This window comes from Chelatococcus asaccharovorans (genome assembly GCF_003201475.1).
GTDB lineage: Bacteria > Pseudomonadota > Alphaproteobacteria > Rhizobiales > Beijerinckiaceae > Chelatococcus > Chelatococcus asaccharovorans.
In genome coordinates, this window is record NZ_QJJK01000020.1 from 1 (window position 1) to 21,796 (window position 21,796).

Annotated in this window: 21 protein-coding genes; 16 read left to right on the forward strand and 5 right to left on the reverse strand. The window is 65.0% G+C overall.

Annotated elements, in window-relative coordinates; all coding sequences use genetic code 11:
- The first annotated feature begins 403 nt into the window (after window positions 1-403).
- Window positions 404-691 carry a GIY-YIG nuclease family protein gene (locus C7450_RS30920; protein ID WP_110378345.1) on the forward strand — a complete coding sequence of 96 codons (288 nt, stop codon included), beginning with the start codon at window positions 404-406 and terminating at the stop codon, window positions 689-691.
- Window positions 692-768: 77 nt separating this feature from the next.
- Here C7450_RS30920 and lepA read toward each other — a convergent pair whose 3' ends face one another.
- Window positions 769-2,574 carry a translation elongation factor 4 gene (lepA, locus tag C7450_RS30925; protein ID WP_110378413.1) on the reverse strand — a complete coding sequence of 602 codons (1,806 nt, stop codon included), beginning with the start codon at window positions 2,572-2,574 and terminating at the stop codon, window positions 769-771.
- 169 nt (window positions 2,575-2,743) lie between these two features.
- Between lepA and C7450_RS30930 the strand changes: the two genes are divergently transcribed.
- Window positions 2,744-3,286: a GNAT family N-acetyltransferase gene (locus C7450_RS30930; RefSeq protein WP_110378346.1), complete on the forward strand. Its 543-nt coding sequence runs from the start codon at window positions 2,744-2,746 to the stop codon at window positions 3,284-3,286.
- A 3-nt stretch (window positions 3,287-3,289) separates the two neighbouring features.
- Here C7450_RS30930 and hrcA read toward each other — a convergent pair whose 3' ends face one another.
- Window positions 3,290-4,390 (reverse strand): heat-inducible transcriptional repressor HrcA, encoded by a 1,101-nt coding sequence (gene hrcA / locus C7450_RS30935; RefSeq protein ID WP_110378347.1) that lies wholly within the window; start codon window positions 4,388-4,390, stop codon window positions 3,290-3,292.
- Between the two features lie 240 nt (window positions 4,391-4,630).
- On the opposite strand from hrcA, the gene rph reads away from it, so the two are divergent.
- The 3 genes from rph (at window position 4,631) to hemW (ending at window position 7,594) form a co-directional block, all read left to right on the forward strand.
- Window positions 4,631-5,344, forward strand: a complete 714-nt coding sequence (gene rph, locus C7450_RS30940; RefSeq protein WP_110378348.1) for a ribonuclease PH — start codon at window positions 4,631-4,633, stop codon at window positions 5,342-5,344.
- A 3-nt stretch (window positions 5,345-5,347) separates the two neighbouring features.
- Entirely contained in the window at window positions 5,348-5,989 is a 642-nt protein-coding gene (gene rdgB, locus C7450_RS30945) for an RdgB/HAM1 family non-canonical purine NTP pyrophosphatase (protein ID WP_110378349.1), read from the forward strand.
- A 444-nt stretch (window positions 5,990-6,433) separates the two neighbouring features.
- Complete coding sequence (gene hemW / locus C7450_RS30950) at window positions 6,434-7,594, forward strand: radical SAM family heme chaperone HemW (protein ID WP_110378350.1); 1,161 nt, start codon at window positions 6,434-6,436, stop codon at window positions 7,592-7,594.
- Here the strand turns inward: hemW and C7450_RS30955 are convergent, their stop codons facing one another.
- Window positions 7,595-8,740 (reverse strand): penicillin-binding protein activator, encoded by a 1,146-nt coding sequence (locus tag C7450_RS30955; protein WP_246573953.1) that lies wholly within the window; start codon window positions 8,738-8,740, stop codon window positions 7,595-7,597.
- Window positions 8,741-9,051: 311 nt separating this feature from the next.
- Between C7450_RS30955 and rsmI the strand changes: the two genes are divergently transcribed.
- From rsmI to C7450_RS30975, 4 genes are all read left to right on the forward strand, one after another.
- Entirely contained in the window at window positions 9,052-10,026 is a 975-nt protein-coding gene (gene rsmI / locus C7450_RS30960; RefSeq protein ID WP_110378352.1) for a 16S rRNA (cytidine(1402)-2'-O)-methyltransferase, read from the forward strand.
- A complete protein-coding gene (locus C7450_RS30965) occupies window positions 10,023-10,403 on the forward strand; it encodes a YraN family protein (RefSeq protein WP_110378353.1) in 381 nt (126 codons plus the stop codon). The genes rsmI and C7450_RS30965 overlap by 4 nt, the downstream gene beginning before the upstream one ends.
- A gap of 107 nt (window positions 10,404-10,510) precedes the next feature.
- On the forward strand, window positions 10,511-11,464 hold the full coding sequence (gene gshB / locus C7450_RS30970) for a glutathione synthase (RefSeq protein WP_110378354.1): 954 nt from the start codon (window positions 10,511-10,513) through the stop codon (window positions 11,462-11,464).
- Between the two features lie 106 nt (window positions 11,465-11,570).
- Window positions 11,571-12,152 carry an NAD(P)H-dependent oxidoreductase gene (locus tag C7450_RS30975; protein WP_110378355.1) on the forward strand — a complete coding sequence of 194 codons (582 nt, stop codon included), beginning with the start codon at window positions 11,571-11,573 and terminating at the stop codon, window positions 12,150-12,152.
- A gap of 16 nt (window positions 12,153-12,168) precedes the next feature.
- Here the strand turns inward: C7450_RS30975 and nth are convergent, their stop codons facing one another.
- Window positions 12,169-12,864, reverse strand: a complete 696-nt coding sequence (nth, locus tag C7450_RS30980) for an endonuclease III (protein WP_110378414.1) — start codon at window positions 12,862-12,864, stop codon at window positions 12,169-12,171.
- A 418-nt stretch (window positions 12,865-13,282) separates the two neighbouring features.
- Between nth and C7450_RS30985 the strand changes: the two genes are divergently transcribed.
- The gene (locus C7450_RS30985) at window positions 13,283-13,810 is read left to right on the forward strand and encodes a DUF2244 domain-containing protein (RefSeq protein WP_110378356.1); all 528 of its coding nucleotides are present in this window, start codon (window positions 13,283-13,285) and stop codon (window positions 13,808-13,810) included.
- A gap of 8 nt (window positions 13,811-13,818) precedes the next feature.
- Here C7450_RS30985 and C7450_RS30990 read toward each other — a convergent pair whose 3' ends face one another.
- Window positions 13,819-14,619, reverse strand: a complete 801-nt coding sequence (locus tag C7450_RS30990; protein ID WP_146227598.1) for a hypothetical protein — start codon at window positions 14,617-14,619, stop codon at window positions 13,819-13,821.
- A gap of 424 nt (window positions 14,620-15,043) precedes the next feature.
- On the opposite strand from C7450_RS30990, the gene dnaK reads away from it, so the two are divergent.
- The 6 genes from dnaK to C7450_RS31020 all read left to right on the forward strand — a co-directional run bounded on the left by dnaK (window position 15,044) and on the right by C7450_RS31020 (window position 21,763).
- A complete protein-coding gene (dnaK, locus tag C7450_RS30995) occupies window positions 15,044-16,960 on the forward strand; it encodes a molecular chaperone DnaK (protein WP_110378358.1) in 1,917 nt (638 codons plus the stop codon).
- Window positions 16,961-17,360: 400 nt separating this feature from the next.
- Window positions 17,361-18,506 (forward strand): molecular chaperone DnaJ, encoded by a 1,146-nt coding sequence (gene dnaJ, locus C7450_RS31000; protein ID WP_110378359.1) that lies wholly within the window; start codon window positions 17,361-17,363, stop codon window positions 18,504-18,506.
- 96 nt (window positions 18,507-18,602) lie between these two features.
- Window positions 18,603-19,217, forward strand: a complete 615-nt coding sequence (locus C7450_RS31005; protein ID WP_110378360.1) for a class I SAM-dependent methyltransferase — start codon at window positions 18,603-18,605, stop codon at window positions 19,215-19,217.
- 322 nt (window positions 19,218-19,539) lie between these two features.
- Window positions 19,540-20,409 (forward strand): hypothetical protein, encoded by an 870-nt coding sequence (locus tag C7450_RS31010; RefSeq protein WP_245450271.1) that lies wholly within the window; start codon window positions 19,540-19,542, stop codon window positions 20,407-20,409.
- Window positions 20,410-20,724: 315 nt separating this feature from the next.
- Window positions 20,725-21,465, forward strand: coding sequence for an orotidine-5'-phosphate decarboxylase (pyrF, locus tag C7450_RS31015; protein WP_110378415.1), 741 nt, complete (start codon window positions 20,725-20,727; stop codon window positions 21,463-21,465).
- A gap of 10 nt (window positions 21,466-21,475) precedes the next feature.
- Window positions 21,476-21,763: a DUF1330 domain-containing protein gene (locus C7450_RS31020; RefSeq protein WP_110378362.1), complete on the forward strand. Its 288-nt coding sequence runs from the start codon at window positions 21,476-21,478 to the stop codon at window positions 21,761-21,763.
- Window positions 21,764-21,796 lie beyond the last annotated feature (33 nt).

Below are 21,796 nucleotides of genomic sequence, written 5' to 3' on the forward strand. Positions count from 1 at the left end.
ATGAACGTTCATCCGGGTGCTCCGGTTAGGGTTGGTGCTTCGCAACCCCAGCCTCACATCCCGGCCCCGGATGAACAACCTTCATAGCTTCGACACCTAGAGCAAATCCCGCGTGGATTGAATCCGCTGAGTCAATCCAAGCCGGTGAATTTGCTCGTCTAGTTATAACGCCTCACCGATCGGGATGGCCGGGACAAGCCCGGCCATGACGGGGATTGTGCTGGAAAGGCCATTGGCCGCTCGGGCGAACGCGAGGCGCTCACACTTGCACCGCCATCGGCCGCGCTTGATCTCTGATCCAATCGGACGGGCGGTCATGCCTTCGCTTTAAGCGTCATGGCCGGGCTTGTCCCGGCCATCCCGATCGGTGAGGCTGTACGAGACGTGCTTCGGGGGGAGCCGAATGAAACAGCCTTGCGTCTACATTCTCGCGAGTCGTCCAGGGGGAGCGATCTATGTCGGCGTCACAAGCCATCTTGCTCGCCGCATTTGGGAACACAGACAAGGTCTCGCAGACAGCCACACCAAGCGTTACGGCATCACTCGGCTCATCTACTACGAGCAGTACGATCGAATGATGGACGCGATCCAGCGTGAACGCACCATGAAGCACTGGCCACGGGTTTGGAAGACGCGGCTGATCGCTTCCATGAATCCGGAATGGCGCGACCTCTACGATGACCTCGCGTAGAGCATTGCCGATCGGGATGGCCGGGACAAGCCCGGCCATGACGTCCGATTCTTTTCGGAATGCGAAGAGGTTCCCCCTCAGCTATCCATCTTCAGGGCGGCGATGAAGGCTTCCTGCGGGATTTCGACCTTGCCGAACTGCCGCATGCGCTTCTTGCCCTCTTTCTGCTTGTCGAGGAGCTTGCGCTTGCGGGTGGCGTCGCCGCCGTAGCACTTGGCTGTCACGTCCTTGCGCAATGCGCGCACGGTCTCGCGGGCGATGATCTTGCCGCCGATGGCCGCCTGGATCGGAATGACGAAGAGATGCGGCGGGATGAGCTCCTTCAGCTTCTCGCACATGGCGCGGCCGCGGGATTCGGCGCGGGCGCGGTGCACGAGCATGGAGAGCGCATCGACCGGCTCGGCATTGACGAGGATCGACATCTTCACGAGATCGCCGGGGCGATATTCGGTGATCTGGTAGTCGAACGAGGCGTAGCCCTTCGAGATCGACTTCAGGCGGTCGTAGAAATCGAACACCACCTCGTTGAGCGGCAGGTCATAGGTGACCATGGCGCGCTTGCCGACATAGTTCAGGTCCACCTGCTCGCCGCGGCGGTCCTGGCAGAGCTTGAGCACCGAGCCGAGATAATCATCCGGGGTCAGGATGGTGGCGCGGATCCACGGCTCCTCGATCTCCTCGATCTTCATCACATCCGGCATGTCGGCCGGGTTGTGCAGCTCGATCGCGGTGCCGTCCCGCATCCTCAGCTTATAGATGACCGACGGGGCGGTGGAGATGAGGTCGAGGTTGAACTCGCGCTCCAGGCGTTCCTGGATGATCTCGAGATGGAGAAGCCCGAGGAAGCCGCAGCGGAAGCCGAAGCCGAGCGCGGCCGAGGTCTCCATCTCGTAACTGAAGCTCGCGTCATTGAGGCGCAGCTTCCCCATCGCGGCGCGCAGGTTCTCGAAGTCGGCGGCATCAACGGGAAAGAGCCCGCAGAACACCACCGGCTGCACCGGCTTGAAGCCCGGCAGCGCCTCGGCGCAGGGGCGCTTGGCATCGTTGATGGTATCGCCGACGGCCGTATCCGCCACTTCCTTGATCGATCCCGTGAGGAAGCCGACTTCGCCCGGCCCGAGCTCGGCGACATCGACCATCTTCGGCCGGAACACGCCGATCTTGTCGACGCCATGGATGGCATTGGTGCCCATCAGCTTGATGGTCATGCCCTTCTTGAGCACGCCGTCGACGATGCGCACGAGCACGACGACGCCGAGATAGGCATCATACCAGCTGTCGACCAGCAGCGCCTTCAACGGCGCGTCGCGGTCGCCCCTCGGCGGCGGCAGGCGGGTGACGATGGCTTCGAGCACATCGGGAATGCCGAGGCCCGTCTTGGCCGAGATCGGGATGGCATTGGAGGCATCGAGCCCGATGACCTCCTCGATCTGCTCCTTCACGCGGTCCGGCTCGGCTGCCGGCAGGTCCACCTTGTTCAGGACCGGCACGATCTCATGGCCGGCGTCGATCGCCTGATAGACGTTCGCGAGCGTCTGCGCCTCCACGCCCTGGGAGGCGTCGACGACGAGGAGCGAGCCCTCGCAGGCCGCCAGCGACCGCGACACCTCATAGGCGAAATCGACGTGGCCGGGCGTGTCCATCAGGTTCAGGATGTAGGTCTTGCCGTCCTTGGCCGGATATTCCAGCCGCACGGTCTGCGCCTTGATGGTGATGCCGCGTTCGCGCTCGATATCCATGGAGTCGAGCACCTGCTCCGACATCTCGCGATCGGTCAGGGCGCCCGTCATCTGGATCAGACGGTCGGCCAGCGTCGACTTGCCATGGTCGATATGCGCGACGATGGAAAAATTGCGGATGGTGTCGATGGGTTGCTCACTCATGCTCGGCACATAGCAGTGCGCTTCGGCCGCGCCAAGAGGGAAGGCGCTGCAGCGCCGCAAAGAACGAAGTAAAATCACGGGTTGAGCCGCTTTGCCGCGTTGGTTCGAGTTACGCTCAAGCTCGCCGCCGTGCTATGACGGGACGCGCGAACAACCGGATGACGTGACGATGACGTGTGAAACATCAGGCGTAGCTGTGCGATCGGTTGCGCCAGCGGAGGCTGAAGCACGCGCAAGCGAACTCGCCGATCTCCTGGTCGATGCGGTGGCGGGTGGCGCATCCGTCAATTTCCTGGCCGACTTCACCCATGAAGACGCGCTGGCCTTCTGGCGGGGACAGTTCGCAGGCCTTGCGGACGGCTCGCGGCGCCTGTTCGTGGCCGACGATGGCCAGCGCCTTCTTGGAACCGTGGTGCTGACTTTTGCGCCGCAACCCAATGCGCCGCACCGCGCCGAGATCGGCAAAATGCTCGTCCATTCGGATGCACGGCGCCAGGGCCTCGGTGCGCGCCTTCTCACGGCCGCCGAACAGGCGGCGCTCGCCAACGGCCGCACGCTGCTGCTGCTCGATACGGCAAGCGGCAGCGCCGGGGAACAGCTTTACCGCCGCTGCGGCTGGACGGAATACGGTGTCGTCCCCGACCACGCCCATACTCCTGACGGCGTACTCGCGCCGACGACCTTCTTCTTCAAGCACCTCACTGCGCGCTGACGCTCAGGTCCGCCGGGCCTCGAGCAGGCTCGAGACGAGCTTCGCCGTGTAGTCCACCATGGGCACGATGCGGGCATAGTTGAGCCGGGTCGGGCCGATGACCCCCACGACGCCGACGATGTGCTGCGAGCCGTCGCGGAAGGGCGCGGCGATCATCGAGGAACCGGACATCGAGAACAGCTTGTTCTCCGAACCGATATAGATGCGCACGCCTTCCCCCTGCTCGGCCCGCGCGAGCAGATCGATGACCTCCTTCTGCGTCTCGAGGTCGTCGAACAGGAGGCGGATGCGCTCGAGATCCTCGGCGGCGCGCAGATCATCGAGGAGGTTCGCCTGCCCGCGTACGATCAGCTGACGGCTGTCGGCCGGGCCGACGGAGGTGGCAAGGCCAGCCTCCACAAGCCGGGCGGTAATCGCGTCAAGCTCGCGCTCCATCGCCTCGCGGGCGCGCTGGATCTCGCGCTTGGCATCGGCGAGCGTCCGGCCGCGGATATGGGCATTGAGGAAATTGCCGGCCTCGATCAGGGCTGCGGTCGGCAGTCCCTGCGGCAGATCGAGCACCCGATTTTCCACCTTGCCATCTTCGGCCACCATGACGACGAGCGCCTTGCCGGGGTCGAGGCGAACGAATTCAATGTGCTTGAGCGGTGCATCCTGCTTGGTGGTGACGACCACGCCCGCGCCGCGCGACAGGCCGGACAGCGCCGACATGGTCTGGCCGAGCGCCGCATCCAGGGACGATTCGGCGCCATGGGCCTTGACCTCCGCCTCGATGCGGGCGCGATCCTCCTTGCCGAGATCGCCAATCTCCAGAAGCGCGTCCACGAAGAAGCGGAGCCCGCGCTCGGTCGGCAGCCGGCCCGCGCTGGTGTGGGGGGAATAGAGCAAACCCGCATGTTCCAGGTCGGCCATCACGTTGCGCACGGAGGCCGGCGACAGGGACATCGGAATGATCCGCGACAGGTTGCGCGACCCAACCGGCTCGCCCGTCGCGAGGTAGCTCTCGACGATCTGCTTGAAGATCTCACGGGAGCGTTCGTTGATATCCACGAGCACGCCCTTGCCTTCAGCCTCGGAGAGAGGGGGGCTTAATGGTGCACCCATATGCTGTCTCGACCTTCCATCCTGCCATGCGGTCGCGACGCAGTATGCCGCGAACCCGGTCTTTAGATTATGGTGATGGATGGGGGGCAAACACAAGCGGTGCCCGATCGGGCAGCCCGATCATCCACCACGGCGGCAGGTTGCGATCAGCTCGGCCATGCCATCGGCTTGCGTGTCGCAAGCGCTGCTTCTAGAAGCTGCTTTCGGCAGCGTTCTGGCTGCCCAATGGGAGATTGTAGGATGCGGCCCTCCAAACGCGCTCCGGACGAATTGCGCAAAGTCACCCTGGAGCGGGCGGTCGCACGCTACGCCGAGGGCTCATGCCTCGTGAAATTCGGCGACACCCATGTCCTGTGCACGGCTTCTCTCGAAGAGCGCCCCCCGATGTGGGTGCGTGGCTCCGGCAAAGGCTGGGTCACCGCCGAATATGCGATGCTGCCGCGCGCGACCCTGGAGCGCACCCGCCGTGAGGTGACCGCCGGCAAGCCTTCCGGCCGGACCCAGGAAATCCAGCGCCTGATCGGCCGCTCCCTGCGGGCGATCGTCGATCTCGGCGCCCTTGGCGAGCGCCAGATCACCATCGATTGCGACGTCCTGCAGGCGGACGGCGGCACGCGCACCGCATCCATCACCGGCGCCTGGGTCGCACTGCATGATTGCCTCGCCTGGATGCGGGCCCGCTCGATCATCGCAACCAATCCCCTGAAGGATCACGTTGCGGCCGTATCCTGCGGCATCTACAAGGGCCAGCCGGTGCTCGACCTCGACTACCCCGAGGATTCCGCCGCCGAGACGGACGCCAATTTCGTCATCACCGGTGCCGGCGGCATCGTCGAAATCCAGGGGACCGCGGAGGGCACGCCCTTCTCCGAGGACGAGCTGCTCGAACTGCTCAAACTCGCCAAGCTCGGCACCACCAAGCTGGTCGACCTGCAGAAAATGGCGGTGATGTAGTCCATGGGTCTCTCTCCGGCGCGTCCCCTCACCTCGCCGCTCGTGATCGCCACGCATAATGCCGGCAAGCTTCGGGAAATGCGCGAGCTCCTGGCGCCCTTCGGCATCGAGGCGCGCTCGGCCGGGGAACTCAACCTGCCGGAGCCGGACGAGACCGGCACGACCTTCGCGGAAAATGCCGCGATCAAGGCACGGGCGGCGGCGAAAGCGACGGGCATGCCATCCTTCGCCGATGATTCCGGCCTATGCGTCGCCGCCCTCGACGGCGCACCGGGCATCTTCTCCGCGCGCTGGGCCGGCCCGGACAAGGATTTCGCCGCCGCCATGGCACGCATCGCGCATGAGCTCGACATCCGGGGCGTCGCTCCTGCCGACCGCAGGGCTCATTTCGTCTCGGCACTCGTCATCGCCTGGCCGGACGGCCACGAGGATCTGTTCGAGGGGCGGGTGTTCGGAACGCTCGTACCGCCGCGCGGCACGCTCGGTTTCGGCTATGATCCGATATTCCTGCCGGACGGCCATGACCGAACGTTCGGTGAAATGGCGAGCGCTGACAAACACGGCTGGAGCAAGACGGGCGCACTGTCCCACCGCGCGCGCGCCTTCGCGAAGCTGGCTGAGGCCTGCCTGCCGTCGATCGACTGACTGAGGTGCGCGGCTGACGACGCGGCCTTGATCCCTCCCCTCAGGGGAGGGTGGCGCCGCAGGCGCCGGGTGGGGTCCGCCTTGGCGCCTCCCGAAAGGCGATACGGCTTTTGCCGCGATCTCTCGCGAATGAAACAATTCTGGGTGCGCGGGCACGGGAACCCCACCCGACCTCGCTGACGCGAGGCCACCCTCCCCTGAGGGGAGGGATCGGCGGTGGCGCTTGCGTTCGAGCCATGCGACAGCGCGGTGCTAGAGCAAGTCCGTCTGTTGCGGACTTGGCGTCACTCCAAAATCGACGAGCATATTCACCGGCTTGGATGGTATCAGACGATTCCATCTAAGCCGGATTTGCTCTAGGCCAAGCACTGCCGGTGATCACAGGTTCGCTCCCCGCCTCGTTGGCCCTTGCGCTGCGGCACGCTTCGCGGCAAAGCATGGGGCATGATGCATCCAACAGCGGACGCCGGCTTCGGTGTCTATGTGCACTGGCCGTTCTGCGCCTCGAAATGCCCCTATTGCGACTTCAACAGCCATGTCCGCCATGCGCCGGTGGATGAGGCGCGTTTCGTCGCGGCCTTTGCCACGGAAATCGCCCACCGTGCCGAACTCGCGCCGAAGCGCACGGTCACCTCCATCTTCTTCGGCGGCGGCACGCCATCGCTCATGCAGCCCGCCACCGTCGGCGCCATCCTGGATGCCATCGGCCGGCACTGGCCGGTGGACGCGCATGTCGAGATCTCGCTGGAGGCCAATCCGACCAGCGTCGAGGCTGAACGCTTCCGCGGCTACCGGGCGGCCGGTGTCAACCGGGTGTCGCTCGGCGTGCAGGCCATGAACGACGCGGATCTCAAGGCGCTGGGCCGCCGGCACACGGCAGAGGAGGCCATGGGCGCGGTCGGCATCGCCGCCTCTATCTTCGACCGCTTTTCCTTCGATCTGATCTATGCGCGACCGAACCAGACGCCGGCTGCCTGGGCAACGGAGCTCAAGGAGGCGATCGCCCGCGCCGCGGAACATTTATCGCTCTATCAGCTCACCATCGAGCCCGGCACGTGGTTCCATAAGCTGCACCAGGCAGGCAAGCTCGTGGTGCCGGACGATGAGGTGGGACGCGCGCTCTATGATGTGACGCAGGACGTCTGCGCCGCGCGCGGCCTGCCGGCCTACGAGATCTCCAACCATGCCGCCGCCGGGGCCCAGTGCCGCCATAACCTCGTCTACTGGCGCTATGGCGAATATGCCGGCATCGGCCCCGGCGCCCATGGCCGCCTCGTCACCGGCCAGGGCCGGCTCGCCATGGAAACCGAGCTCGTGCCCGAGACCTGGCTCGCGCATGTGGAGAAGCGCGGGCATGGCCTGGTCGACGTCGAGGTGCTGTCCCAGGAGGCCCAGGGCGACGAATATCTGTTGATGGGCCTCAGGCTCAAGGAAGGGATCGATCCCATGCGCTATCGCGCCTTGTCGGGCCGCACGCTCGATCCGCAGCGCATCACCGACCTCGTGGAACACGGCATGATCGAATGCCATGCGAACGGACGGATCTCCGTCAGTCCGGCCGGTTTCCCCGTGCTCAACGCCGTCGTGGCCGACATCGCGGCCTGATCAGCTATCCGGCTTCAGCTCGCGTGGCGCCGGGCTCACCGTCACCGCTGCGCCGTTGCGGATCTCGAGCACGGCCAGCGCACGCTGGTTTGTGCCGTCCGGCAGGAACCGGAACACCCCGTCAGCTCCGGCGAAGCCTGACGGATTGGTCAGGACTTGCTCGCTGAAACGCTGCGACCCCTGGGTGCGGACCAGCGCGGCGGCCAGCGAAACGGCATCGTAACTGAGGCTGGCGATCCGCACCGGCTCCGCGTTGTAGCGCGCGGAATAGCGGCGCGCGAAAGCGGCGAATCCCGCTGAATCAGGCGCAGCGAACCAGCCTCCCTGCATGGTGGGCAAGGCCAGCACCTGCGGGTCATTCCAGATGCCCGTGCCGACGAGCTTGACGCGGCTGCCGTTGACGCCGGCGGTCTGCAGTGCTTGCGCCGCTGATGCCAAGCTTGACCCGCCGTCGGGGAGGAAAATGGTGTCAACCTGCGGATTGGCGCCCGATGCGATCGCAGCCACCTTCTGGGCCGCCTCGCGCATGCGCGCGTTGTCGGTCGGGAACCGCTCGACGAGACCGACCTGGACGCGCGCCGAAGCGGCCGCCGTCCGGAAGGCGGCTTCCGCGACCGTGCCATAGGCCGTATCGGGCACGAAGGCCGCGAAGGACCGGCGCCGCTGCTGCGCCGCGAAGGCGACGATGCGGCTGATTTCGGTCTGCGGCATGAAAGACAGGAGATAGACGCCGCGCGACGCGACATTGGCGTCCGTGGAGAAGGCAATGACCGGCTTGCCCGCCGGCTTTGCCACCTGGGCGACGGCCTGGACTTCCGCCGCGAAAAGCGGGCCGATGATCAGTTCGGCGCCTTCCGCGACCACGGCCTGCGCCGCGGCGCGCGCGCCTTCGGCCGTGCCGCGGGTGTCCTTGACCAGGATCTGCAAATCGGGATTGTTGAACTCGGAATAGGCGAGCTCGGCCGCATTGCGCAGCGACTGGGCGGCCTGGCCGCCCTGGCCGGAGGCGGACAGCGGCAAGAGCAGGGCCACCTTGACCGCCCCCTGACCGATCACCGTGCCGGGCACATTGCTCGAACCGAGTGTCGGGCCCCCCTCACCGCCGCCGACAAGGCCGTTCAATCCCCCTGAACAGGCCCCGAGCATGGCGCAGACGGCGACGGCGCCGAGGCGCGGCACCCATCTGCGGGTCACGGGTGAAGTCCGCGTGAGAAGCGGTGCGAAAGTGTCTTTCAGGCTGCGCAACACCGGCAAATCCTTGAATATCCCTTTCATTGTCCCGTTGAGAGCGTGGTCGGATACCCTCCGGGGCCTATAAACCATAAAAGCAACCGCGAGCGAATCACTCAAGCTTCGAGAGTGATAGTAAACAGCTTCTTCCCATACCCCGCATATCGACTATCGTGGCCATACCCTGCGCAGACCAATGCAGGGCTTTCAGACTTGGAGACCTGAGCATGAACGGCGAGCGACCCGCGCCCCAGCAACAAGGCCCTCGCCAACGCACACCCAGCTTCACCGCCTTCGGTCTCGCCGCCGAAGCGGAAAAGCTCAATCCGGGCCTGCATCTCGTCGCGACACCGATCGGCAACCTGAAGGATATTTCCTTCCGCGCCCTCGCGACACTCGCAGCGGCCAATGCGATTCTCGCCGAGGATACCCGCGTCACCAAAACGCTGCTAGCCCATTACGGCATCTCTACACCGCTCATGGCCTATCACGAGCATAATGCCGCGCAGATGCGCCCCCAGATTCTCGCGCGCCTGAGGGCGGGCGAAGCGCTGGCGCTCGTCTCCGACGCAGGCACCCCGCTTGTTTCCGATCCCGGCTACAAGCTCGTCGCATCGGTTCTCGAGGAAGGCATCGCCGTGACGAGCGTGCCCGGCGCCTCGGCCGTGCTGACCGCGCTCGTCGTCTCCGGCCTGCCGAGCGATCGCTTCTTCTTCGAGGGGTTTCTGCCGCAGAAGAGCGCGGGCCGCCGCAGCCGCTTCGCGGCCCTGGCCGCGGTGCCGGGAAGCCTCGTGTTCTTCGAATCGCCGCGCCGCTTGGCGGCCATGCTGTCCGACGCTGCCCATGTGCTGGGCGACCGGCCGGCGGCGGTGGCGCGCGAACTGACCAAGCTGTTCGAGACCGTGCGGCGCGGCACATTGGCGAGCCTCGCGCAGGAGTACGAGGCGGAGGGCCCGCCGAAGGGTGAGATCGTCGTCATCATCGGGCCGCCCGATGCCAGCGGCGAAAAGGGCGCCGCCGGTGACCTCGACGCCCGGATCGCGGCGGCGCTCGAGATCCATTCCCTCAAGGACGCCGCGACCGTTGTCGCCGCCGATACCGGCCTTCCCCGGCGCGAGGTTTATGCGCGGGCGCTCACGCTGGCGGCCGGTGCCAAGGCGAGCCCCGAAAAGGCCGGCCCCGAGACCGACGAGGACGCATGACCGCGGCTGCGCCCCGACAGCGCCTCACCTCCCACCGGCGCGGATTGGGCGGCGAACGGCTGGCCGCGCTCCTCCTGATGGTCAAGGGCTATCGGATCGTCTCTCGCCGCTACGCGGCACTCGGCGGCGAGATCGACCTCGTCGCCAAGCGCGGCCGTACGATCGCCTTCGTCGAGGTGAAGGCCCGCCGCGACCTGGACGACGCCCGCGTCGCCATCACCCCGGACAAGCGGCGCCGCCTTGCGCGGGCCGCGCGCCACTGGCTGTCGCACAATCCCTGGGCCGTCGGCATGACCCTGCGCTTCGATGCGGTCTTCGTGGCGCCGCGCCGCCTGCCGCGCCATCTCGCCAACGTCGCGTCGCTGGCGACCGACTGAGGGTTGAAAAGCGCGTGCTTCTCCACACTTGCCTTGCGCGATGAGCGCGCGCATGGATCACGCAGCATCGATCTTGCAGCGAGGGACTATGTCATGAGGGCAATGCCATGAGCCGGGCGTCGCAATTGCGGGTCGCCGTGCAGATGGACCCCATCGAGCGCATCAACGTCGCCGGCGATACGACCTTCGCGCTGCTGCTCGAAGCCAAGGCCCGCGGCCATCAGCTTTTCTACTACACCCCCGAGCGGCTCTCGATGACCGGCGGCACCGTCACCGCCGCCATGCAGAGCCTCGATGTCAGGGATGTCGCGGGGGATCATTTCACGCTGGGCGACTTGGAACGCCGGGCGCTCGCCGATGTGGACGTCGTCCTGCTGCGGCAGGACCCGCCCTTCGACATGGCCTATATCACCTCCACCCACCTCCTGGAGCGCGTGCATCCGAAGACGCTGGTGGTGAACGATCCGACCTCCGTGCGCAACGCGCCGGAAAAGCTCTTCGTCACCGAATTCCCGCAGTTGATGCCGCCGACCCTGATCACCCGCGACAAGGCGGAGATCGAGGCCTTCCGCGCCGCGCACGGCGAGGTGGTCATGAAACCGCTGCACGGCCATGGCGGCGCAGCCGTCTTCCGCATCGCCCAGCCCGATGCCAATTTCGGCTCGCTGTTCGATCTGTTCTCCACCACCTTCCGCGAGCAGTGGGTGGTCCAGCGTTTCCTGCCGGCCGTTTCGCGGGGCGACAAGCGAATCATTCTCGTCGACGGCGAGGCGCTCGGCGCCGTCAACCGCGTCCCCGCCGATAACGACATCCGTTCCAACATGGTGCGGGGCGGCGCGGCGGCCGCGACCGATCTGACGGAGCGCGAGCGCGAGATCTGCACGACGATCGGCCCGTCGCTCAAGGCCCAAGGCCTCGTCCTCGTCGGCATCGACGTCATCGATGGCTACCTCACGGAAATCAACGTGACCTCGCCAACCGGCATCCGCGCCATCAAACGGCTCGGCGGGCCGGATCTCGCGGTCTCCGTCTGGGATGCCATCACCACCCGCCTCGGCTGACGAGGGATCTGATCTCGATCAATGTTGCGCATGTTGGCCAAGCCTAGACTTCGCCTTGCGCCTGCCCGTTCTGCGGCGGGGGCAGCAGCGAGGAAAGGGAAGCGCGATGCCGCGGCGTATTGTCATCATTCAAGGCCATCCGGATCCGGATGAGCAGCGGCTGTGCCGGGGCTTGGCGAATGCTTATGGCGAAGGCGCGCGCGAAGCGGGCCATGAGGTCACGTTTGTCGACCTGGCCTCTCTCGACATTCCCTTTCTGCGCAGCCAGTCGTCCTTCGAGAATGATCCTGTGCCGCCGAGCCTCAAGCCGGCACAGGAGGCCATTCTCGCCGCCGAACATATCGTGATCGTCTTTCCGCTCTGGCTCGGCACCATGCCGGCCCTCGTCAAGGCCTTCCTGGAACAGGTGATGCGGCCGGGCTTTGCCTTCGGCTATGACAAGGGCGTGCCGAAGACCAATCTTTCAGGCCGCTCTGCCCGCCTCGTCGTGACCATGTCGATGCCGGTCATGGCCTATCGCTGGTGGTATTTCGGCCACGGATTGAAGGCCTTGCAGCACAATATCCTGCGTTTCGTCGGGATCGGCCCCGTTCGCGAGAGCCTGTTCGGGATGGTCACCGGAGTAAGCGACGCAACCCGGCGCGGATGGCTGGACACCATGCGCGCCCTCGGCCGGCAAGGCGCCTGACGGAGAATGCCCGCGGTCAGGCGACGGCAGGCGTTTTCGGCTCGAACCGGCAGAGATCGCGAATAAGGCAGCGCCAGCATTCCGGCTTGCGCGCCTTGCAGACATAGCGCCCGTGCAGAATGAGCCAGTGATGGGCGTGGCGCCGATAGCGTTCGGGGATGATGGCCTCGAGCCCGAGTTCCACCTCGAGCGGGGTCTTGCCGGGTGCCAGCGGAATGCGGTTGGCAACCCGGAACAGATGCGTGTCGACGGCGATCGTCGGTTCGCCGAAGGCGATGTTCATCACCACATTGGCGCTCTTGCGGCCGACGCCGGGCAGCGTCTCCAGCGCCGCCCGCGACATCGGCACCTCGCCGCCGAATGTCGCGATGAGGTCGCGCGACAGGCCGATCACGTTCTTCGCCTTGGCGCGGAACAGGCCGATCGTCTTGATATGATCACGCACCTTGTCTTCGCCGAGGTCGAGCATCTTCTGCGGCGTATCGGCGATGGCGAACAAGGCGCGCGTCGCCTTGTTCACGCCGACATCGGTCGCCTGCGCCGAAAGCACCACCGCCACGAGGAGCGTATAGGCGTTGACATAGTCGAGCTCGCCCTTGGGCTCCGGATCGACCCGATGAAACCGGTGGAAAATCTCCTCGACGACAGCGGGGTCGACCACCGGCGCCTTGGCTGCCGGCGCCTTGGACACCGGCGCCTTGGATACCGGCATCTTGGATACCGTCTTGGGTTTCGTCGCCTTTCGCGTCGGACCCTTGGGTGTCGTCGCCTTGGGTGTCGTCCCGGCCAGCCCACCGCGCGCGGCTGACTTCGCCTTGGCCTTGGGCCCAGCCCTGGCCTTCACCTTGGCCCCGGCCTCGACCTCAAGCTTGGCCTTGACGTCAGCCTTGGCCTTGCTCCGGCGGCCGCCAGACCAGGCCGAAGGCCTCGTCGCATCAACGGTTCCGACGTCGTCCTGCGACGCCCTCCCCGATTTTTGTTTGTCGCCCACAGCCATCCGACGCTTATACTGTCTGGCAGTTTGAATGGACAAGGCCAGGACAACGGAGAGGCTCGGCGGTTGCTCCCGCCGGGCCGTCCACCTCTCGATGACAGCCCATGATCAGCCCCCCACGCCAGCGGAGCCTGCCATGATCGCGGAGCCGCCCTTTCCCACGGACCGGGAACCAGCACCGGTCGCAGGCGTCGACTACGAAAAGCCGGTCTTTTCCGCGGTCATCACGCCCCATCGCTCGCTTGGCCCGAACGGCTTCCGACTTCTGATCGCGCTGCTGTGCGCCGCGAGCATCGTCTCGAGCCTGCCCTTCGTCATCATGGGGGCCTGGCCGGTCGCCGGCTTCTTCGGCCTCGATCTCATCGCCCTCTACATCGCCTTTCGTGTGAGCTTCGCCCGTGCGGCCGCTTTCGAGGAGATCATCCTCAGCCCGATCGAGCTTCTGCTGCGTAAAGTGTCGCACCGCGGTCGCCATGACGAGTGGCGTTTCAACCCGCTCTGGACCCGCCTGGAACGCGATGTCCATGCGGAATTCGGGGTCCAGAAGCTCGCCCTGGTGTCACGCGGGCAGAGGGTGACGGTCGCACACGAATTGCCGCCCGAGGAAAGGGCGAAATTCGGCGACGCGCTCGGCAGGGCCCTGGCGGATATCAAGCGCGGCTGATTGATCCCTCACGGACGCGCCGCCTTTTTCTTCTCGGGCGTCACGGCAAGCCGGGCATCGACCGCAACGACCCGCGCGGCTGTCACCCGCTCCGCGCAGAAGCCGTGGCTCACCTCGCCCGCATAGTCACGGCAGAGCATCTCCCGTTCGGATGAGAAGCCAGCCTGTTCGGCCGCGGCCTCACGCAGTTCATTGCCGGAAAGCCTTTTGAGCAGGCTGCGGAACTTGTCGCGCAGATTGCGTTCCTCCCGGCTGCGGCGGCGCTCGATGTCCTTGGCCTGGGCGATGAGGGCTTGGGCCTGCGGCCCCCACAGGCCGCCGATGCGGCCCTGGCAATCCGCAGCAGAGAAGGTGCAGCTGGCTTCGTGGTTTGCGACCAGCACCGCCCCTTCGAGCACGTCGAAAGCCACGGGACAGATGGGAGCCGCGAGCTGGTAACGCGGCATGCCCAGCGGCGCGCCGAGATAGGTGAGCGCCACAGGCTCGCTCATGCCGAGCTCCACGGCGCAGGCGTGCCCTGGATCCGAAATCTGGGTGCCCTCCACCCGCAAGCGGGCCGCAAAGCTCGTGTCATCGACCCTTTCAATGACCAGACGCCCGCTGTTGCCGCCTTGAAAAAGGGGGGCGCCGATGACCGTGTGTGCCACGGCCGCGCGCGTGGTTGGCGCCGTCGCGGGGCGCGCAGCCTGCGGCCGGGCAGCGGCGGGCGGGCGGGCCTCGCGAAGGATTTCCTGTTTGACACCGGCCGGTGTCGGCGGCTGGGCACCGGGCAAGACAAGCGCTTGGCCACGCGCCTCGAGGGGCGTCAAGGCGGCCGTCCCGCCGAGAAAAACTGTGGACACCACCTGGAGAAAGAAGAATGGGATATGCGACCCCGGTGCCGCATACGGCGCCGGCCACGCCGCTCCCCCCGGACGCCAAAGCCGTCCATCAGCAAACTTGCTGCCCAATGCCACCACCCAAACCCACACTGATTGTTAGGCTAGCACGCGAATCAGCCCTTGCGAACACGGCAACGAGCGCCCACTTTTCAATCAATTCAAAGATCGGGCGCCTGCCTCCTCTCCAGCCCGCTTGCGAGCTGTGGAACTGGTCCTTATATACGCGGCCGATGTGCGATTAGCTGAAACCAGGCTGAGGACGCTTGTCTGTCGTCAGCCGAGATGTGTTGAGCCATGGGCCAGGTCGCTTCGGGATCTGGCGCCGGTCTGCTTGAAAGTGAGGGATCACTCCATGGGTAAAGTCATTGGTATCGACCTTGGTACGACCAACTCCTGCGTCGCGGTCATGGAAGGCTCGACGCCAAAGGTCATCGAGAATGCCGAAGGTGCACGCACGACACCTTCGATCGTCGCCTTCACCGATGAAGGCGAGCGGCTTGTGGGCCAGCCGGCCAAGCGCCAGGCGGTCACCAATCCAGAACGTACTTTTTTTGCCATCAAACGCCTGATCGGGCGCACCTTTGACGATCCGATGACCAAGAAGGACATCGGGCTCGTTCCCTACAAGATCGTCAAGGGCGGCAACGGCGACGCCTGGGTCGAGGCCGACGGCAAGACCTATTCGCCCTCGCAGATCTCCGCCTTCACCCTTCAGAAAATGAAGGAGACGGCTGAAGCTTATCTCGGGCAGAAGGTCGATCAGGCCGTCATTACCGTCCCGGCCTATTTCAACGACGCCCAGCGCCAGGCCACCAAGGACGCCGGCAAGATCGCCGGCCTCGAGGTGCTGCGCATCATCAACGAGCCGACGGCGGCGGCGCTCGCCTATGGCCTGGAGAAGAAGGGCAACGGCACCATCGCGGTCTACGACCTCGGCGGCGGCACGTTCGACGTATCGATCCTCGAGATCGGCGACGGCGTCTTCGAAGTGAAATCCACCAACGGCGACACCTTCCTTGGCGGTGAAGACTTCGACATGCGCCTGGTCGAGTATCTCGCGGACGAGTTCAAGCGCGAGAACGGCATCGACCTGAAGAAGGACAAGCTGGCTCTCCAGCGCCTCAAGGAATCCGCCGAGAAGGCCAAGATCGAGCTGTCCTCCGCCAGCCAGACCGAAATCAACCTGCCCTACATCACGGCGGATGCAACCGGTCCGAAGCATCTGACGCTGAAGCTGACGCGCGCCAAGTTCGAGGCGCTGGTCGACGACCTGATCCAGCGCACCGTCGAGCCGTGCAAGAAGGCCCTGAAGGATGCAGGCCTCTCCGCAGGTCAGATCGATGAGGTGGTCCTCGTCGGCGGCATGACGCGCATGCCGAAGGTGCAGGAAGTCGTGAAGCAGTTCTTCGGCAAGGAGCCCCACAAGGGCGTCAACCCGGATGAGGTCGTCGCCATCGGCGCCGCCATCCAGGCGGGCGTCCTCCAGGGCGACGTCAAGGACGTGCTGCTGCTCGACGTGACCCCGCTGTCGCTCGGCATCGAGACGCTGGGTGGTGTGTTCACCCGCCTGATCGATCGCAACACGACCATCCCGACCAAGAAGAGCCAGGTGTTCTCCACCGCCGACGACAACCAGACGGCCGTGACCATCCGGGTCTTCCAGGGCGAGCGCGAGATGGCGGCGGACAACAAGGTCCTCGGTCAGTTCGATCTCGTCGGCCTGCCGCCGGCGCCGCGAGGCGTGCCGCAGATCGAAGTCACCTTCGACATCGACGCCAACGGCATTGTCAACGTGTCCGCCAAGGACAAGGCGACCGGCAAGGAGCAGCAGATCCGCATCCAGGCCTCCGGCGGTCTGTCCGACGCCGACATCGAGAAGATGGTCAAGGACGCCGAGGCGCATGCCGCCGAGGACAAGGCGCGCCGGGAACTGGTGGAAGCCAGGAACCAGGGCGAGGCCCTTGTGCACTCCACCGAGAAGTCTCTCGCGGAGCATGGCGACAAAGTCAGCGAAGGCGAGAAGACCGCGATCACCAGCGCTGTCGAGGCGGTGAAGACGGCGATTGCCGGTGATGATCTGGAAGCGATCAAGGCCAAGACGGCCGAGTTGATCCAGGCCTCGATGAAGCTCGGCGAAGCCGTCTACAAGGCATCCCAGGGCGGTGACGCGGAAGGCGGCGGGGACGGCTCCGCCAGCGCCGAGGCGAAGGACGACGTCATCGACGCCGACTTCCAGGAAGTCGACGACGACAAGAAGAAGCGCGCCTGAGTTCCGGACCATGCGAGGCATGCAGCGTGCTGACACCCTGGAGAAGCCTCTAGCTTGAGCATTTGGCGGGTGGGTTCCTCCCCATCCGCCAATATCAGTTGGCGCGGCGCTTCGCATCAGGCGGCGCCTCGGCCCGCCGATCTCCTGCTGGAAAGCCTCCTGCTGAAAACCTTCTTGCTGGAAAAGCCTCTGAAAAGCCTCTTGCCGGAACGCACGAATAGCGCCAGAAGCACTGGAATGGTGGTGAACACCCGTCCAGGGGCCGGATACAAGGGGCGTGTGATTGCCTCTGATGGATTATGCAACATGACGACAACCGTGCCCGTGATGCCTGCGCGTGTCAGCGACCCGCATCGGGCAGGCCGCAAGAAAGGTTTGGCCGTGAGCAGGAGAGCCTGGCGTGGCTAAGCTCGACTACTACGAGGTGCTCGCCGTCGAGCGCAGCGCATCCGATGGGCAGATCAAGGCGGCTTTTCGCAAGCTCGCGATGCAGTTCCATCCGGACCGCAACCCGGGCGACCATACGGCCGAGTCCAAGTTCAAGGAAATCAACGAAGCCTACGACGTTCTGAAGGACCCGCAGAAGCGGGCGGCCTATGACCGCTTCGGGCATGCCGCCTTCGAGCAGGCCGGTGCCGGCGGAGGGCCAGGCTTCGGTAACGACTTCTCCGATTTCATGACCGACATCTTCGATACCTTTTTCGGAGATGCGCGCGGTGGCGCCCGCGGGGCGCGCTCGGCCAGCGGGCGGGAGCGCGGCGCGGACCTGCGCTACAACCTCGAGATCACGCTCGAGGATGCCTTCACCGGCAAGACCGAAACCATCCGCATCCCGACGACGACAGCCTGCACCACCTGCAGCGGCAGCGGCGCAAAGCCGGGCTCCAAGCCAAGGCAATGCTCGACCTGCGGCGGCGCCGGCCGCGTCCGAGCCGCCCAAGGCTTCTTTTCCATAGAACGCACCTGTCCGGCTTGCCAGGGACGCGGCGAAGTCATCGACGACCCCTGCCCGGATTGCAGCGGCGCCGGCCGCATCACGCGTGAACGCAGCCTGTCGGTCAACATTCCGGCCGGCGTCGAGGACGGCACGCGCATCCGCCTGACCGGCGAAGGCGAGGCCGGCCTGAGGGGCGGGCCCTCCGGCGACCTCTACATTTTTCTGTCCATCAAGCCGCACCCGCTGTTCCAGCGCGACGGCGCGGATCTCTTCTGCCGGGTGCCGATCTCCATGGTGACGGCGGCGCTCGGCGGCGCCTTCGAGGTGCCGACCGTAGAGGGCAAGCAGCACAAGGTGGAGGTGCCCGAGGGTACCCAGACGGGCAAGCAGTTCCGCCTCAGAGGCAAGGGCATGCCCATCCTGCGTTCGCGCGACACGGGTGATCTTTACATCCAGGTCGTCGTTGAAACGCCACAGAAGCTCACTAAACGTCAGCGTGAACTCCTCGCGGAGTTTGACCAGGAGTCGTCGCGCGACACCCATCCCGAAAGCGCGGGTTTCTTCTCCCGCGTGAAGGACTTCTTCGAGGGGCTGAGCGGATCTGCGTGAGAGTCCCAGTAGCATTCTGTAGACCGTCATCCCGGTTATCTTAGAATGTCCGAGTGCTTAGTCAGCATTGGCGCAGCCAGCGAGGATGGTACCCCCGTGTTTCAACACAGTCTCCGCAACGCCAGCAGCCCTGCCCGCATCGAAGATGAAGCGCGCTTTCTGAAATCCTGGGTCGAGAATCCGTTGCGTACCGGCGCTGTCAGCCCGTCGGGCCGCCATCTCGCCCGCACGATGGCCGCCTACATCGATCGTGACATGGCAGGCCCCGTCATCGAGCTCGGACCGGGGACCGGACCGGTGACCGAAGCGATCCTGAAACATGGCGTTCCAGAGGAACGGCTCATCCTGGTCGAATTCAACCCGGATTTCTGCAAGCTCCTGCGACTGCGCTTTCCCAAAGCGACCGTCGTACAGGGCGATGCGTATGGCCTCAGGCGCACCCTGCAGTCGGTGGTGACCGAACCGGCCGCGGCCGTCGTTTCCGGCCTCCCGCTCTTTACCAAGCCCCTGCCTATGCGCCGCGCGCTACTCGACGAAACCTTTGCGCTGATGCATCGCGGAGCGCCCTTCATCCAGTTCACCTACGCGACTGTGCCCCCCATTCCCAAGAAAGGCGCCGGCTACACGGCCAAGGGCTCGGCACGCATCTGGTGGAACCTGCCGCCCGCACGCGTGTGGGTCTATCGCCGCGACGCCGAAACAAGAGCCTAGGGCAAGTCTGCCTTGGATGGCAGCGAAATCCTTTCGCAGCACGGCTCCGGGCCGATGCGCCTGGCGATCCTATCCGAGCCGCATCGTCATTCAAGGTGGGGAAGCGAATCCTTCCCCATCCGTCCCGTTGCGGGCGACACGGCCCTGCCATGGCGAACGCCCGCCATCACCAGACTGGAACTCAAACTTATTCCAAAGTATACTTTTTAAGATTTTCTTATTTCAAAACCATAAGCTCGCTTGAAGGCAAACGATATGCTCTAACATTTTAGATCTTGAACCGCCTTCGCTCACTGCAAAACGCTGGGAACTTTCGCGATTTGTGAATCATTTTGCGCTGGACAGCAGGCGCGGAAAGGTTAACATACAACCAACGATTGCTTCATCCAATTTATTGCCGAGCGATAATATGAAAACTTATATTTGTGTAGCTCATGCGGGTGGGCAGGGGAAGACGACTGTTGCCCAACTCCTTTTTCGTAACATTTTACGTAAGAACTCGAAGTACAACCTGGTCTCGGCTGATTTCGTCGATGACACCGGCCGCTCGAAGATCGGAAAGTTCTATCCCGATCAGGTCGACGAGTTGGGGACAGGCGCGCGCCTGATCGCCGCAAAGTTGGAGAACGACCCCAACGCGGCGCTGCGTTACTGGGACAAATTCGGCACGATCCTCATGCGTGGGAGCGCCGTCATCGATGTCGGCGCCAATGTCGTTTCACTCCTGAAACAATGGGCTCATCACCGCAGCGCCTTCCGCGTGTTGCAGATGTCGAACGCTCCGCCCAGCGAAATCCTCCTCGTCTGCAAGGCCGAAAAACACGCCATCGAAGACGTGGCGGAGCTGGTCAGCACCATAGCCGACAACAAATTCATCCCCTACGAGCATGTCACCGTCGTGCTGAACGAAGTCGGCGGTTCGTTCGGGCGAATCGATGTCAGATCCGTCATAAAGGAGGCTGCGCCCGACGCCTCCGTTCGCTTCGTCTCCCTGCCGCGCTGCACCTCCGAGCTTTGGACCCAGTTGGAGCAAACCAACACGCCGATCGACCGGGCGTTGGAGATGTCGGATCGCGAAATCTCGGAAACATTCGGCACGGATATCTGGAGCGCGACCGCGGGTCTCGCCGATCTCAAATCCTGGGTGACAAGCGTGGACAAGGAATGGAAGAACGCCGGCATCTTCAAATAGCAGGCGCGCCGCGCGCCATATTGCAAAGGCGCGGGTGCGTAGCATGTCAAAGGGCCGCGGCGCCCGCCCCTGATCCATCCGGGCCGCCTTTCCCATCCGCCGATCCACATGGATCCGCCGGTACGGCATCACGCTGAAATGCTGCAACCAGCCGGCTTGCGGCAACCAGCCGGCTCGCGCCGCCTGCGGCCTCACCATTTGCTTGGGCCGCGGGTAATACCATAGACAGGCCATCTTATTTTACTTCGACAGACGAACGACCGGCGTGTAAACAGCTGGCGCATCCACGCGAACAGGGAAGCGCCAGCCTTGACCATCGCGCCTCAGTCACCCCCCTCCCCGAGGGACCGACTCATCGTCGCCCTTGATCTGCCAAGCGTTGCCGATGCCGAGCGCATGGTCGATCAGCTCGGCGACACCGTCACATTCTACAAGGTCGGGCTTGAGCTCGCCTTTGCCGGCGGCCTGCCATTTGCTGCAGCCCTCGCCCGCTCGGGCCGCCAGGTGTTCCTCGACCTCAAGCTCCACGACATCCCGACCACTGTCGAACGCGCCACACGCCAGGTCGCCGATCTCGGCGCCACCTTCCTGACCGTCCATGCCTATCCCCAGACGCTGGCCGCCGCCGTGCGCGGCCGGACCGGGCATGAAGGCGCAACGGGTCTCACGGTCCCGCGCGGCCTGCAGATCCTCGGCGTGACGGTGATGACGTCCTACAGCGATGCCGATCTTCGCGAGGCCGGCTACGCCGAGGGCGTCAGCTTGACCGTTGCGCGGCGGGCGCGCCAGGCCGAAGCGGCCGGCGCCGATGGCCTGATCATTTCCGCGGAGGAGGCAGCCCGCATCCGCGGTCTCGTCGGCCCGCGCCTGCAGCTCGTCACGCCCGGCATCCGCCCCGCGGGAACCCCAAACCAGGACCAGAAGCGCGTCATGACGCCGGGGGATGCCATCCGCGCCGGGGCCGACTATCTGGTCGTGGGTCGGCCTGTCACGGCAGCGGCGGACCCGGCAGCGGCGGCGCGGGCCATCATCGCCGAAATTCAAGCGGCCAGCTGAGGACAGGACGATGCCCAAGGGCTATATGATTGCGCGCGTGACCGTCACCAATCCCGAGGCTTATGCCGAATACGTGGCGCTCGCCTCCGAGGTGATCAGGGCCTACGGCGGCAAACTTCTGACGCGCGGCGGCCGGACCGAGCTGCTGGAGGGCGAAATGAGGCCCCGCAACGTGGTGATCGAGTTCGAGACCTACGAAAAGGCGATCGCCTACTACAATTCGCCCGAATATCAGCGGGCCAAGAAGGCCCGCGAGAACGCCGGCGTCGCCGACATGATCGCGGTCGAGGGTGTATAAGCCCGCGCGGGATCTTCAGCAGGCCGGCTCAGG

Excerpts from the sequence above, each read along its gene's own strand:
- C7450_RS30965 (WP_110378353.1), top strand. The coding sequence starts at position 10,023 with ATGACCGCGGCTGCGCCCCGACAGCGCCTCACCTCCCACCGGCGCGGA.
- dnaK (WP_110378358.1), top strand. The coding sequence starts at position 15,044 with ATGGGTAAAGTCATTGGTATCGACCTTGGTACGACCAACTCCTGCGTC.
- C7450_RS30955 (WP_246573953.1), bottom strand. The coding sequence starts at position 8,740 with ATGCTCGGGGCCTGTTCAGGGGGATTGAACGGCCTTGTCGGCGGCGGT.
- C7450_RS31020 (WP_110378362.1), top strand. The coding sequence starts at position 21,476 with ATGCCCAAGGGCTATATGATTGCGCGCGTGACCGTCACCAATCCCGAG.
- lepA (WP_110378413.1), bottom strand. The coding sequence starts at position 2,574 with ATGAGTGAGCAACCCATCGACACCATCCGCAATTTTTCCATCGTCGCG.
- C7450_RS30930 (WP_110378346.1), top strand. The coding sequence starts at position 2,744 with ATGACGTGTGAAACATCAGGCGTAGCTGTGCGATCGGTTGCGCCAGCG.
- hrcA (WP_110378347.1), bottom strand. The coding sequence starts at position 4,390 with ATGGGTGCACCATTAAGCCCCCCTCTCTCCGAGGCTGAAGGCAAGGGC.
- C7450_RS30975 (WP_110378355.1), top strand. The coding sequence starts at position 11,571 with ATGCCGCGGCGTATTGTCATCATTCAAGGCCATCCGGATCCGGATGAG.
- hemW (WP_110378350.1), top strand. The coding sequence starts at position 6,434 with ATGATGCATCCAACAGCGGACGCCGGCTTCGGTGTCTATGTGCACTGG.
- C7450_RS30920 (WP_110378345.1), top strand. The coding sequence starts at position 404 with ATGAAACAGCCTTGCGTCTACATTCTCGCGAGTCGTCCAGGGGGAGCG.
- nth (WP_110378414.1), bottom strand. The coding sequence starts at position 12,864 with ATGCCGGTATCCAAGGCGCCGGTGTCCAAGGCGCCGGCAGCCAAGGCG.
- rdgB (WP_110378349.1), top strand. The coding sequence starts at position 5,348 with ATGGGTCTCTCTCCGGCGCGTCCCCTCACCTCGCCGCTCGTGATCGCC.
- C7450_RS30985 (WP_110378356.1), top strand. The coding sequence starts at position 13,283 with ATGATCGCGGAGCCGCCCTTTCCCACGGACCGGGAACCAGCACCGGTC.
- rsmI (WP_110378352.1), top strand. The coding sequence starts at position 9,052 with ATGAACGGCGAGCGACCCGCGCCCCAGCAACAAGGCCCTCGCCAACGC.
- gshB (WP_110378354.1), top strand. The coding sequence starts at position 10,511 with ATGAGCCGGGCGTCGCAATTGCGGGTCGCCGTGCAGATGGACCCCATC.
- rph (WP_110378348.1), top strand. The coding sequence starts at position 4,631 with ATGCGGCCCTCCAAACGCGCTCCGGACGAATTGCGCAAAGTCACCCTG.